Source organism: Amycolatopsis sp. NPDC006125 (genome assembly GCF_040614195.1).
GTDB lineage: Bacteria > Actinomycetota > Actinomycetes > Mycobacteriales > Pseudonocardiaceae > Amycolatopsis_E > Amycolatopsis_E tucumanensis.
Genome location: NZ_JBEXTZ010000029.1, coordinates 1 through 12,307, shown reverse-complemented (window position 1 = coordinate 12,307; position 12,307 = coordinate 1). Strand labels below are relative to the sequence as shown.

The following is a 12,307-nucleotide window of genomic DNA, read 5'->3' as shown; positions in this document are numbered from 1 at the left end:
GGCTGACGGCTCGTTGAGGACGCCGGGCGGCCACGGGCGCCACGCACCAGAAGAGAGTTGACCATGGGGAGCGAGGATCGGTGACGGCACCCGCCCGAACCAGGTGGCGGCGAGGATCGATCGGTTCCCTGCAGGTGCTGTGCGTGGTGCTACTCGTGGCGCTGCTGGCCCAGAGCTACCTGGTCGATCTGTTCGACGTAGCGGCGTTGCGGACCGGGTCGACGGTGTTCGTCGCCGTGGTGGTGCAGGCCCTGCCCTTCCTGGTGCCCGGAGTGCTGCTGAGCGGGGCGATCATGGCGTTCCTGCCCGCCGAGCGCCTGCGGCGGCTGCTGCCGCGCCGTCCTGGGCTCGCGGTTCCGGTCGCGGGCTTGGCGGGGGCCGCGCTGCCGGGATGCGAGTGCGCGTCGGTGCCGGTCGCGCGCCGGTTGATGCAGAACCAGGTGGCCCCCTCGGTGGCACTCGCGTTCCTGCTGGCCTCCCCGGCCATCAATCCGGTCGTGCTGGTCACCACCGCGGTTGCCTTCCCGGGCCGGCCCGAGATGGTGCTGGCCCGATTCGGAGGCTCGCTGGCCACCGCTGTGGTGACGGGCTGGTTGTGGCAGCGGTTCGGCCGCGCCGAGTGGATCGCGGAGCGTGCGCTGGGCCGGCTGTCCGGGCCGGTCGGCGAGTCCCGCTGGCGGGTGTTCACCGAGACGGCACGGCACGACCTCGTCGAAGCGGGTGGGTTCCTCGTCATCGGCGGGCTCGCCTCCGCCGTTCTCAACGTCGTCGTCCCGCAGTCCTGGCTGGGCACCCTGGGCGGGAACCTGGTGCTCGGCGTGCTCGTCATGGCCGTGCTCGCCGTTGTGCTGGCGCTGTGCAGCGAGGCCGACGCCTTCGTCGCGGCATCACTTTCCGCCGTTCCCCTGGTGCCCAGGCTCGTGTTCCTGGTGGTCGGCCCGGCCGTCGACCTCAAGCTCATCGCGCTGCAGACCGGGACCTTCGGCCGCCGGTTCGCCCTCCGCTTCGCGCCACTGACGTTCCTGGTCGCCATCGGATGCGCCGTCGCGGTCGGGCTGCCTCTGCTGGGGAGTGGTCGATGAAGCGGGAGACGCAGAACGTACTTCTGCTCCTGGTCGGGGGCGCGCTGATCAAGATCGTCCTCGACGCCGGCTATCTGCGCTACGTCAAGCCGGTCATGGCGCCGTGGCTGCTGACCGCCGGCATCGTGATCGTCGCGCTGGCGATCCTCGCCATCGCGCGCGACATCCGCGCCGCCCGCCCAGGCCCAACCGGGCAGGCCGGACCGCCTCCAGGCCCGGCCTGCGCCGACGAGCACCATCACGCCCCACGAAGCCCGTGGCTGCTCCTTGTCCCCGTCCTGGCCATCTTCCTCATCGCCCCTCCCGCCCTGGGCGCCGACGCGGGTCAACCGGGCGGGGAATCGCACCGTGGCTGCCCCCAGCCCGGACACCACGCGCCGCGTCCCCTTCCCACCCCTGCCGCCAGGCGAGGTCGTCCCGATGCGCTTCACGGATGTCATCACCCGCGCCGGGTGGGACAGCGCCGGGACGCTCGACAGCCGCACGATTCAGGTCACCGGGTTCGTCGTCCGCAACAAGGCAGGCGCCCCGTTCCTCGCCCGCATCGTCATCAACTGCTGCGCCGCCGATGCCTTCCCCCTTCATGCGCGGCTTGTCGGTGACAACCTCGGTCACTACCGGGACGACCAGTGGCTGACCGTCACCGGAACCGTCGCACCCAACACCGCGACCGAAAGCAACCGCTACACGCCGACCTTGATCGTGCACAGTGCTCGGCCGATTCCCACCCCACAGGACACGTACGAGTACTGACGCGCCTGGACGAGAAGCCGTTCTGCGACGGAGTCCATGTCAGGAACGGGTTCTCCGCTGCTGAGCGGTCTTCCCAGCCCGGGGCGCCGGGGTCCGTCCGCGCTGCCCAGGAGCAGCGCGGCGTCCCTGAGATAATGCTGTGCTACTGCCCGACCTTCCCGCATTGGCCGTCGAGCTTGTGCCCGAAGAACGCGTTCTCGTTGGCGGATTGGATCGCTCTGAGGGTGCTTTGCTCGGAGTGCGACCCGGCGCCCGGAGTTTGACCGATCGGATCGGCGACGTCGCCGAGCGGGTGGTGCGCGTCCGCGGTCGGATTGGCACAATCGGCCGACTCGACAATCGGATGAATTGTTGCGGACGCGACGCCGCTCATCAGGCCGAACGACAACGACAGGGCGGCGGCGAATGCGAAAATCTTGCGCTTCATCATGACTCACCTGAGTTCCGGTCGATGGTGGAATCTCACTATGCGCCCATGGATGTGGGTGGACAAGGGGCGGCGTGCGCTCATTTGTTCACTTATCGCGACCGGTTGCGGATTTTGATTCACCGGCGAAGCAATTGTCAAAACTGTAATTCGCGAACTGTCGAGGGTTTGGATTCCTTGTGCACCCGAGAAAGTCTGATTCGACGTCGGTGCCGTCAGGTTGTTCAGCTGGTGAGGAAGTCCGGCGGGTGTCGAGTCGGCTGATGTTGCTGACAAGCACAGCTGACCAGCGTTCGGGATGCCCGGGTCCTGCATCGCTACCCCTCGATTCTATCGCCCGTGACTGTTATCATCGCCATGTGACGATGAATAGCACCGATGGATGCCTCGCGTCGAGTGGGTCTGGGTTGGATCCGGCCGTGGCGCTGTTCCACAGCCTTTCGGATGCCACGCGGCTGGCGATCGTGCAGCGGCTTGCCCATGGTGAGGCGCGGGTGGTCGATCTGGTGACCGAGCTGGGGTTGGCGCAGTCGACGGTGTCGGCTCATGTCGCCTGCTTGCGGGATTGCGCGCTGGTGGTGGGGCGCCCGCAGGGCCGGCAGGTGTTCTACAGCCTGGCCCGGCCGGAGTTGATGGACCTGCTGGCATCGGCGGAGACGTTGCTGGCGGCCACGGGCAACGCGGTGGCGCTGTGCCCGAACTACGGCACGGATTCGTCGGTCGCCGGTGTGGACGAAGAGACGAGGGAGAGCGCGAGATGAGCGACGCGTGCTGCGGCCACGACGAACCGGTGGTCGGCGAGGAGGCCGAGGAGCACGAGCCGGAGCGGCTGTGGCAGGTCCGGGAGCTGCAGTTCGCGGCGGCGTCCGGAGTGTTCCTGCTGGCCGCGTTCATCGCGAGCTGGGCCGGTGCCGCGCGGCCGGTCGAGCTGGTGCTGGAGGCGGTGGCGTTGGTGGTCGGCGCCTACACCTTCGTGCCGTCCACGCTCAAGCGGCTGGTCAAGGGCAAGATCGGCGTCGGCACGCTGATGACCATCGCCGCGGTCGGCGCGGTGATCCTCGGTGAGGTGGGCGAGGCCGCGATGCTGGCCTTCCTGTTCTCCATCAGCGAGGGCCTGGAGGAGTACTCGCTGGCCCGTACCCGCCGCGGCCTGCGCGCGTTGTTGTCGCTGGTGCCGGAGCAGGCCACCGTGCTGCGTGGCGGCACGGAGCTCGTGGTGTCCCTGGCGGAGTTGCGGGTGGGCGACCGGATGCTGGTCAAGCCGGGGGAACGGCTGGCCACCGACGGCATCATCCGCGACGGCCGTACCGCGCTGGACGTTTCGGCGATCACGGGGGAGTCGGTGCCGGTCGAGGCCGGCCCCGGGAGCGAGGTGTTCGCCGGGTCGATCAACGGCACCGGTGTGCTCGAGGTCGAGGTCACCACGACCGCCGAGGACAACTCCCTCGCGCGGATCGTGAAGATCGTCGAGGCCGAACAGGTCCGCAAGGGCGCCTCGCAGCGGCTGGCCGATCGCGTCGCCAAGCCGCTCGTGCCGGGGATCATGGTCGCTGCTGCCCTGATCGCGCTGATCGGCAGTCTGCTGGGTGATCCGGTCACCTGGATCGAGCGGGCCCTGGTCGTCCTGGTCGCGGCCTCGCCGTGTGCGCTGGCGATCTCCGTACCCGTGGCGGTGGTGGCCGCGGTGGGGGCGGCCAGCAAGCTCGGCGTGCTGGTCAAGGGCGGCGCGGCGCTGGAGGCGCTCGGCAAGGTGCGCGGGGTGGCGCTGGACAAGACGGGCACGCTCACGGCGAACCGGCCCGCGGTGATCGAGGTCGCCACGACCGGCGGCGCGAGCCGTGAGCGGGTTGTGCACCTGGCCGCGGCGCTGGAGGCGCGTAGCGAGCACCCGCTCGCCCGCGCGATCCTCGCCGCTGTCGATGAGGTGTCCCCGGCGGCGGACGTGGAAGCGGTCACGGGAGCGGGACTCACCGGCCGTGTGGATGGCCGCAGCGTCCGGCTCGGCCGCCCGGGCTGGCTCGAGCCCGGCGCGCTCGCCGCGGACGTGGAGCGGATGCAGCAGGCCGGCGCGACCGCGGTGCTGGTCGAGGACGACGGCGAGGTCGTCGGGGCGATCGCGGTCCGCGACGAACTCCGTCCGGAAGCCGCCGAGGTGGTGGCTCAGCTGCGCCGGGACGGCTACCACGTCGCGATGCTGACCGGCGACAACCACGCCACGGCCACGGCGCTGGCCAAGGACGTCGGTATCGAGTCCGTGCACGCCGAGCTGCGGCCGGAGGACAAGGCCCGTCTGGTGGAGAAGCTGCGGGTTCAGCGGTCGACGGCGATGGTGGGCGACGGAGTCAACGACGCACCCGCTCTGGCGACCGCGGATCTGGGCATCGCAATGGGCGCGATGGGCACCGACGTGGCCATCGAGACCGCCGATGTCGCGCTCATGGGCGAGGATCTGCGGCACCTGCCGCAGGCGTTCACCCACGCCCGCCGCGCACGCCGGATCATGCTGCAGAACGTCGGCTTCTCGCTGGGGCTGATCATCGTGCTGATGCCGCTGGCGCTGTTCGGCGTGCTCGGTCTGGCCGCCGTGGTGCTGGTGCACGAGCTGGCCGAGGTCGTGGTCATTGCCAACGGCGTGCGTGCCGGGCGCACCCGGCAGCTGCAGATCACGACGGCTGCGCACCGGCCAGCCGCGGCGGTGCCGGCCGGGGTCGGCGCATGACCGACAGCCCAGCGAGGAAAACGGCCAGGGCGAACCGCGTGCGGCTCGCCCTCGCCGCCACCGCCGTCCTGCTGGCCGCGCTCGATCTCGGCCTGAAGATCTGGGCGGAGCGCGCGTTGGCTGACGGGTCCTCGGTGGATCTCGCGCTGATCGACCTGCGGCTGGCGTTCAACTCGGGGGTCGCCTTCAGCCTCGGTGACTCCCTGCCCGGCGGCGTCGTCCTCGGCGTCGCCGGGCTGGTCATCGCCGGCCTGGTCGTGTTCGCGTGGAAGGCGGCGCGCACTGCGACGGCGCTCGTGTGGACGGCTTTGGCCGCGGTGCTGGCCGGGGCGGCCGGCAACCTGGCCGACCGGGCGGTGGACGGCGTCGTGACCGACTACCTGCACACCGGGTGGTTCCCCACCTTCAACCTCGCCGATGTCTTCATCACCGTGGGTGCCGCGGTACTGGTTCTCGCCAGTCTCCGCAACACCGACAGCAGCGACTCGACCGCTAGACCAGGGTGATCCAGTAGTCCCAGAACGCCGCGAGCACGGCGATCCCGATGAGCAGGTACCACGCGGTGAGGATGAGGCCGTGATAGGCCGTCAGCACGTTCACGGCGGCCTGGGGTGCGCGCAGGTGGCGGTGTCCCAGGTTGTGCACGGTGGTGTACCAGAAGATCGGGATCGTGACCGCCCACACGACCATGCAGTACGGGCACAGGGCGCCGATCTCGTACAGGCTCTGGTAGATCAGCCAGTGCACGAAGACGATGCCGAGCGTGGTGCCGGCTTGCAGGCCGAGCCAGTACCACCGGGGCAGTGACGCCCGGGCGAGGAGGACGACCCCGGTCGTCACGACCACGGCGAAACCGGCGATCCCCAGCAGCGGGTTGGGAAACCCGAACACCTCGGCCTGCGCGGTGCGCATGATCGAGCCACAGCTCAGGACGGGGTCGATGCTGCAGGAGGGCACGTAGTCCGGGTCCCGCAGCAAAGCGATCTTCTCGATCGTCAAGGTGACGGAGGCGGCCAGACCGATCAGCCCCGCGCCGGTCAGCAGCCAGGGCAGCAGCCTGGTGGTGAACGCCGAGCGCTGACCTGTCGATTCTGTCGTGGCCGTGGTCACCGGGCCAGCTCCTGGTCGATCGCGGCCTTCAGGCCCTGGTAGGTGGGCCTGCCCTGGAAGACCGAGCCGTTGATGAAGAAGGTCGGCGTGCCGCGCACTCCCAGTGCGGTTCCGTCGGCCTGGTCGCGGCGCACCCGGTCAGCGACCTCGGGGCTGTCCAGATCGGACTCGAACCGGGCCATCTCCAGGCCGAGCTGGCGGGCGAAGCCGAGGAAGGTGTCCCGGTGCGACACCTGCTGGTCTCCCCACTGCGGCTGGTTGACGTACATCAGCTGGTACATCGGTTCGAGCTTGCCCTGCCGCCCGGCCGCCTCCACCGCACGCGCGGCCAGTTCAGCGTTGCGGTGACTGCGAATCGGGAAGTAACGCATCACGAACGTGACCCGGTCACCGTACTCGGCACGCAGCTGTTCCACACCGGGGAAGGCAGCGCCGCACGCCTCGCACTCCAGGTCCAAGAACTCCACGACCGTGACCTTGCCATCGGCCGCGGAGGCCAGCCGGTGACTGTCCGGCCGCACCAGCAACGATTGCGCCTCGAGCGGCAGCGAGCCGGCGGAGGAAGCGACCTCCGTGGACGGAGCCTGTCGGCCGGTGCCGTTCACCACAAGGAGAATCCCGACCACAGCGGCGACCACCGCGACCACGACCAGCGAGAGCTTCGTGTTTCGTGTCATGACGAGGAAACCTTTCGAGGAATGTCAGAGCAAGGTGGTGAATCCGGCTATCGGGCTGCGCAGGGCCGCCACGAGCGAACCCCACAGCCCGGTCACGAGCAGCACGCCGACCGTCAGCAGGAGAACGCCGCCGACGATCTGCACGCCCCGGGTGTGGCGCCGGAGGAACCCGGCCGTGCCGACCGCCCAGCGGGCACCCAGCGCCAGGAACACGAAGGGCAGCCCGAGCCCGAGGCAGTAGGCCAGCACCAGCAGCAGGCCCCGCCACAGCGCGGGTCCGGCCTGGGTGCCGCTGGCCAGGGCGATCACACCGGCGAGGGTGGGGCCCAGGCACGGTGTCCAGCCCAGGCCGAACACCGCGCCGAGTGCGGGAGCGCCCCAGATGCCGCGTCGCGGGCGGTGCCGGAGGCGGAACTCCCGTTGCAGCGCGGGAATCAGCCCCAGAAAGGCCAAACCCATCGCGATGGTGACGACACCGCCGAGGCGCTGCAGGAGGTCCTGGTTCATCAGCAGCGCGTCGGACACGCCGAGCACGGTCAGCACCGCTGCGCAGAAGACCACGGTGAAACCGAGGACGAACAACAACGCGGCACCGGCCACCCGCCAGCGGTCCCGCCGAGCCGCGCCGTCATCGGCGACCTCGCCCGGGTCCGTGCCGACCAGGCCCGCGAGGTAGGCCAGGTAGCCGGGCACCAGCGGGATACAACACGGTGAGGCGAAGGAGATGATGCCCGCGGCCAGCGCGACGAGCGTGGCGAGGACGAGCGGTCCCGAGATCGCGAGGTCGGTCAGGCTCACGGCAGACCGCCCGGGACGGACGGCTCCGCCGCGATCCGTTCGACGACCGGCTGCAGGTCGGTGTCCAGGAGCGCGGTCAAGAAGACCGCCGCCACGCGATGCTGGCGATCCAGGACGATCGTGGAGGGCACCACGTTGCGGGGAAAGCCCCGCAACGCCAGCAACGTCCGGCCGGGCGGATCGTAGAACGACGGGTACCCGACATCGAGGTTGCGCACGAAGTCCTCGGCCGCTCCACGCATCTCGTCGCGGACGTTCACCCCGAGGAACTGGATACCCGAGTCGCGGGTCCGGGCGAACACCCGCTCCAGATCGTCCGCCTCGCCCCGGCACGGACCGCACCACGAACCCCAGATGTTGAGGACGACGACCTGCCCCGCGTAGTCGGACAGGCTCAGCCGGCGGCCCGGTTGGGTCAGGCTCTCACCCGACATCTCCGGCAGCTTGCCCCGCTGCTCCGGCGGATCGTAGAAGATCCTCGTCTGCCCACCGGGCGCGACGAACTCGAACGTGCTGCCCGGGACCACGGCATCGGACCCGGTGCCGCAGCCGGTCACGGCCAGCGCGGCGAACACCGCGACCACGGCGGTCCGTGACCGCGCACGGCGCTGGCAGGGGAAAAATGCGCGCACAGAAGAACTCCAGTGCTCGTCGGAACGTAGGTGCGGGTTCCACCGCGTCACCGACGCGCCGATCAGGGCGTCAGGACGAGTCGTGGAACCGGCCTACGTCCGGAGCACGCAGAGTTGTTCGATGCAGGGGGCAGCGGGCCGACTTCCGGCGGGGAACAGCCGACGAGCCGGACCGGGCTGTGACGGCAGGGTCCCGGGGCGGCGCAAGCCGGTCGCGACGAACAGGACTGCCATCAGGACCATCAGTCACGCGCCGAGCACATCGTCCACGCCGTCGGGCGGTTGCGGGGTGAGGGCGGCGCCCGCATTCAGGTCGACGAGAGGTGCCGCGGTCACCTGAAAGGTCACGGCGCTTGCGGTGTCCCCCGCGGGAAGGCATGGCCCGGCGCTGCCCACAGCGCACGGGGAGTCGTGGAGCATGGCGATACCGGCGACAATCGCGAGCACCGCGACGAGCCGCGCGAAGGCGGATCGCGCGGAGGGCCGGGAGCTCACGGTGCCGGGCACGCCAAACAGGCTAACCACCGCGTTCCGCCGTTCTCACAGCCGCCCACCTTCGAGACGAGGTGTGCGGACCTTGCGTGATCACCGCACAATGATACATAAATACATAGCAATGTATGCATATGAGAGGAGATGCCGGTGGACAGCAGGATGCTCGGGGGTGTCGCCTTCGCGGCGATGGTGGTCTTCATGGTCGTGGCGTTCGGGCTGCGCGCGGTCTTGCAGCACCGGCGGACCGGCTCGACAGGGTTCCACGGCGTGAGTGGCAGGCCAGGGTCGGTGGAGTGGTGCGGCGGCGTCGCGTTCGTCCTGGCGCTCGCGCTCGGGCTGGTGCCGCCGGCCGCTCAGTGGGCTGGCCTGGTGGCACCGCCAGCCTGGCTCGGGGCACCGGTGGTTGTCCTGGTCGGAGTCGTGCTCGCCGGTACGGGTGTGGTGCTGACGGTGACCGCGCAGGGTGCCATGGGCTCGTCCTGGCGGGTGGGCGTGGCGGCGGGGGAGCGGACGAACCTCGTCATCAAAGGCCTCTTCGGGCTCGTGCGCAATCCGGTGTTCACCGCCATGATCATCGCGGCCGCCGGGCTGGTGCTCCTCGCCGCGAACGTCATCGCCGTCGCGGGGCTGGTCGTGCTGATCGTGGCTGTGCAAGTGCAGGTGAGGTTTGTGGAGGAGCCTCACTTGCGGGCGACGCAGGGGAGAAGTTACCTCGCTTACGCTGCGCGAGTGGGCCGGTTCGTGCCTGGCGTGGGCCGGCTTCGCGAGGTGCGGAACGCGGAAACCGCGTCGAGGAAGGGCTGAGTGATGGCACAGGACCACGGTCACGGGCACGGAATGACCGCGGCGCAGGCCGCAAGCCCGTCCAGTAAGCACGTCCGCCGGTTGGCGATCGCTGCCGGGCTTGGCCTGGCGACGTTCGTGACGCAGGTCGTGGTCGGCCTGTCCACGTCGTCGCTGGCGTTGCTGTCGGACTCGGCGCACGTGTTCACCGACGTGTTCGGGATCTTCATGGCGCTCGCGGCGATCCTGGTCGCGCGGCGGGCGAGCGACCGTCCGAACCGGACCTTCGGCCTGTACCGGTCGGAGGTGTTCGCCTCCCTGTTCAACGCTGTCCTGCTGTTCGCGGTGGCGGGGTGGGTGCTCTATGAGGCCATCGACCGGCTCGCTGAACCGCCCGAGGTGCCCGGGCTGCCGGTCACCATCGTCGCCGCGGTCGGACTGGTGATGAACGTCGCGGCCTTCGCGTTGCTGCGGGCCGGCGCCAAGGAAAGCCTGAATGTGCGGGGCGCGTACCTCGAGGTCATGGCCGACATGCTCGGCTCGGTCGGCGTGCTCGTGAGCGGGCTGGTTACCCTGGTCTTCGGATGGCGCTACGCCGATCCGGTCGTCGGCGTCGCGATCGGCTTGTTCGTGCTGCCGCGGGCGTTCGCGTTGGCCCGGCAGGCCCTGAAAATCCTGTTGCAGCATGCTCCCGATCGCGTCGACGTCGAGGAACTGACGAACGACATCCGCGCTCTGCCGCCGGTGACCGACGTGCACGATGTCTACGTGTGGACCCTGACGTCGGGGATGGAAGTGGTGTCGGCCCACCTTCTCGTGCGCCGTGGCGCCGACTCAGCCGCTGTGCTGCGTGCCGCGCAGACGATGCTCGCCGAGCGCTACCAACTCGAGCACGCGACTCTGCAGGTAGAACCGGAGGACGGCGCCGGCCACTGCGCAGACTTGAAATGGTAGCGGCGTGATCAGGGTGGGAAGTAGCTCGATTTGATGCCGCCGAGATCGGTTCGCGAGCGCTGGTGCCCCGCGTTCGTCGATGCTTCTGCTGAACTGGCGGCGGACCCGCCCGCGACGGTCGAGCGACGCTCAGGACTTCTTCGTCCACTCCTCCCAGGTGAACCGCCAGTCTGTCCAACCATCGCCGGGCCTGACCTGCTCGCCGGTGTCGCTGACCACCACCACATCGCCCGCGCAGAGGGCTTACCGAGACTGACCGGCGCGGTGAGCACGAGCTGCCTGTCTTTGTACATCCGGAGCTGCTTGTCCGTGTCCGAGACGCGGGACACGATCGAAGGCCCCGTCTGAAAGCTGATGCGGCGGTTCGTCTCCCCGAGGACATCGCCGCCCGTTGCTCGCCCGTCGATGGCGATGTCCAGTGTGATCTTGGTGTAGGCCGGCCAGTATTCCTTGGTCCTCGCGGGAGCGTTTAGGCGCGATCGTTGTCCTCGTCAGGTGGCGGACGTCTTATGCCGGACCTGTGGGCCTCGGTCACCTAGCTGATGTTGTTGCGGCGTTCGAGGAGGACGGTGTCGTGCCAGGTGCCGTCGCGCTGGGCGATGCGTTCGCGGATGCCGATGGTGCGGTAGCCGGCGGAGTGGTGCAGGGCGAGGCTGGCGCGGTTTTCGGTGAAGATGGAGGTTTGCAGGGTCCAGTAGCCGGCCTCGTCGAGGGCGATGACTTGCTGGCGGATGAGGGCTTTGCCGATACCCCGGCCGCGGTAGCCGTCGGCGACGTAGATCGAGGTTTCGGCGACGCCGGAGTAGCACTCGCGGGTGGAGACCGGGGTGGCGGCGGCCCAGCCGGCCACGGTGCCGTCGATCTCGGCAACCCAGCGCTGTCCGTCGATCCACTTTGCGTCGAGGGTGGCGTGGCTGGGGACGTCGGTCTCGAACGTCGCGACCCCGGTCGCCATGCCTTCGCCGTAGATGCGGCGCACCGCGGACCAGTCCTCGTCGCGCAGGGCCCGGACGGTGACGTCGGCGGGCACGTCTTCCGGGCAGCACGGACGCGGCGCGAGCAGCCCCATGACCGCGTCAGCGGCCTGCGGAAGGCCGGCGCAGCACGCCGCATTGACCGTGACGATGGTGGCGGTGCCCTCCTTGCGGGCCTGCACGAACCCGACGTCGGCGAGTTTGCGCACGTGGTGTGAGCAGGTGGACTGGCTGATCCCAAGCAGGTCGGTCAACGCGCCGACGGTGATCCCGCGGGGCGCGGTGGCCACAGCGTGCAGCAGCCGCACCCGGGTCGGTTCGGCCAGGCAGGCGAACCAGTCGGCGTAGGTGGCGGCTTCCCCGTCCGGCAGGACCTGCGCCTGGGGCGCGACAGTCGTGGTCATGCCCCCGAGTGTATCGACCCGAATCGATGGTTGCATCAATCGACCCCGGTCGATAGAGTCTGCCATAACGTGCTCAATCGAGCTGGATCGATGAAAGGGGTCGGGATGAGCGAGCTGCCCGTCGTGGTGGTGGGGGCCGGGCCGATCGGGCTGGCGGCTGCTGCCGAGGTGCTGGAGCGGGGTCTGGAGCCGCTGGTGCTGGAGCGTGGTCCGCAGGCGGGGGCGTCGGTGGCGCAGTGGAACCACGTGCGCTTGTTCTCGCAGTGGTCGGAGCTGGTGGACCCGGCGGCCGGCCGCCTGTTGGAGGCCACCGGCTGGGAACGCCCCGCGGCCGAGGGCTACCCGACGGGACAGGAGTGGGTCGCGCGTTACCTGGCCCCGTTGGCCGCCGCGCTGGGCGAGCGGGTGCGGTTCGGCGCCGAGGTGGTGGGGGTGGCGCGCCGTGGCCGGGACCGCGTGGTCGACCACGGGCGCGACACCGAGCCGCTGACGGTGCACG

At 69.7% G+C, this 12,307-nt stretch carries 15 protein-coding genes; 8 read left to right on the top strand and 7 right to left on the bottom strand.

Annotation, left to right across the window (positions count from 1 at the left end):
• The first annotated feature begins 80 nt into the window (after window positions 1-80).
• Both ABZ193_RS16895 and ABZ193_RS16890 read left to right on the top strand, forming a co-directional pair.
• Entirely contained in the window at window positions 81-1,082 is a 1,002-nt protein-coding gene (locus ABZ193_RS16895) for a permease (protein ID WP_354710493.1), read from the top strand.
• Window positions 1,083-1,430: 348 nt separating this feature from the next.
• Entirely contained in the window at window positions 1,431-1,835 is a 405-nt protein-coding gene (locus tag ABZ193_RS16890; protein ID WP_354710492.1) for a TIGR03943 family protein, read from the top strand.
• 142 nt (window positions 1,836-1,977) lie between these two features.
• Here the strand turns inward: ABZ193_RS16890 and ABZ193_RS16885 are convergent, their stop codons facing one another.
• Entirely contained in the window at window positions 1,978-2,265 is a 288-nt protein-coding gene (locus tag ABZ193_RS16885) for a hypothetical protein (RefSeq protein ID WP_354710491.1), read from the bottom strand.
• A gap of 356 nt (window positions 2,266-2,621) precedes the next feature.
• On the opposite strand from ABZ193_RS16885, the gene ABZ193_RS16880 reads away from it, so the two are divergent.
• The 3 genes from ABZ193_RS16880 to lspA are packed head-to-tail and all read left to right on the top strand — an operon-like array spanning window position 2,622 to window position 5,487.
• Window positions 2,622-3,023, top strand: a complete 402-nt coding sequence (locus ABZ193_RS16880) for a metalloregulator ArsR/SmtB family transcription factor (protein WP_354710489.1) — start codon at window positions 2,622-2,624, stop codon at window positions 3,021-3,023.
• The gene (locus tag ABZ193_RS16875) at window positions 3,020-4,981 is read left to right on the top strand and encodes a cation-translocating P-type ATPase (protein ID WP_354710488.1); all 1,962 of its coding nucleotides are present in this window, start codon (window positions 3,020-3,022) and stop codon (window positions 4,979-4,981) included. Before ABZ193_RS16880 ends, ABZ193_RS16875 begins: the two co-directional genes overlap by 4 nt.
• On the top strand, window positions 4,978-5,487 hold the full coding sequence (gene lspA, locus ABZ193_RS16870) for a signal peptidase II (protein WP_354710487.1): 510 nt from the start codon (window positions 4,978-4,980) through the stop codon (window positions 5,485-5,487). Before ABZ193_RS16875 ends, lspA begins: the two co-directional genes overlap by 4 nt.
• On the opposite strand, the gene ABZ193_RS16865 is transcribed toward lspA, so the two are convergent.
• The 5 genes from ABZ193_RS16865 to ABZ193_RS16845 all read right to left on the bottom strand — a co-directional run bounded on the left by ABZ193_RS16865 (window position 5,474) and on the right by ABZ193_RS16845 (window position 8,705).
• A complete protein-coding gene (locus tag ABZ193_RS16865) occupies window positions 5,474-6,037 on the bottom strand; it encodes a vitamin K epoxide reductase family protein (protein ID WP_354710580.1) in 564 nt (187 codons plus the stop codon). The genes lspA and ABZ193_RS16865 overlap by 14 nt on opposite strands.
• A gap of 50 nt (window positions 6,038-6,087) precedes the next feature.
• Complete coding sequence (locus tag ABZ193_RS16860) at window positions 6,088-6,768, bottom strand: thioredoxin domain-containing protein (RefSeq protein WP_354710486.1); 681 nt, start codon at window positions 6,766-6,768, stop codon at window positions 6,088-6,090.
• Window positions 6,769-6,792: 24 nt separating this feature from the next.
• A complete protein-coding gene (locus ABZ193_RS16855; RefSeq protein WP_354710484.1) occupies window positions 6,793-7,566 on the bottom strand; it encodes a cytochrome c biogenesis CcdA family protein in 774 nt (257 codons plus the stop codon).
• Window positions 7,563-8,141 (bottom strand): TlpA disulfide reductase family protein, encoded by a 579-nt coding sequence (locus ABZ193_RS16850; RefSeq protein WP_354710579.1) that lies wholly within the window; start codon window positions 8,139-8,141, stop codon window positions 7,563-7,565. Before ABZ193_RS16850 ends, ABZ193_RS16855 begins: the two co-directional genes overlap by 4 nt.
• A gap of 303 nt (window positions 8,142-8,444) precedes the next feature.
• Window positions 8,445-8,705 (bottom strand): hypothetical protein, encoded by a 261-nt coding sequence (locus tag ABZ193_RS16845; RefSeq protein ID WP_354710483.1) that lies wholly within the window; start codon window positions 8,703-8,705, stop codon window positions 8,445-8,447.
• A 135-nt stretch (window positions 8,706-8,840) separates the two neighbouring features.
• Here ABZ193_RS16845 and ABZ193_RS16840 point away from each other — a divergent pair, with 135 nt between their 5' ends.
• Window positions 8,841-9,497 (top strand): isoprenylcysteine carboxylmethyltransferase family protein, encoded by a 657-nt coding sequence (locus tag ABZ193_RS16840; protein WP_354710481.1) that lies wholly within the window; start codon window positions 8,841-8,843, stop codon window positions 9,495-9,497.
• Between the two features lie 3 nt (window positions 9,498-9,500).
• On the top strand, window positions 9,501-10,430 hold the full coding sequence (locus ABZ193_RS16835; protein WP_354710578.1) for a cation diffusion facilitator family transporter: 930 nt from the start codon (window positions 9,501-9,503) through the stop codon (window positions 10,428-10,430).
• Between the two features lie 535 nt (window positions 10,431-10,965).
• Here the strand turns inward: ABZ193_RS16835 and ABZ193_RS16830 are convergent.
• Window positions 10,966-11,808, bottom strand: coding sequence for a metalloregulator ArsR/SmtB family transcription factor (locus tag ABZ193_RS16830; RefSeq protein ID WP_354710480.1), 843 nt, complete (start codon window positions 11,806-11,808; stop codon window positions 10,966-10,968).
• Window positions 11,809-11,913: 105 nt separating this feature from the next.
• Between ABZ193_RS16830 and ABZ193_RS16825 the strand changes: the two genes are divergently transcribed.
• A partial coding sequence (locus ABZ193_RS16825; protein WP_354710479.1) for an FAD-dependent oxidoreductase occupies window positions 11,914-12,307 on the top strand: 394 nt, incomplete at its 3' end.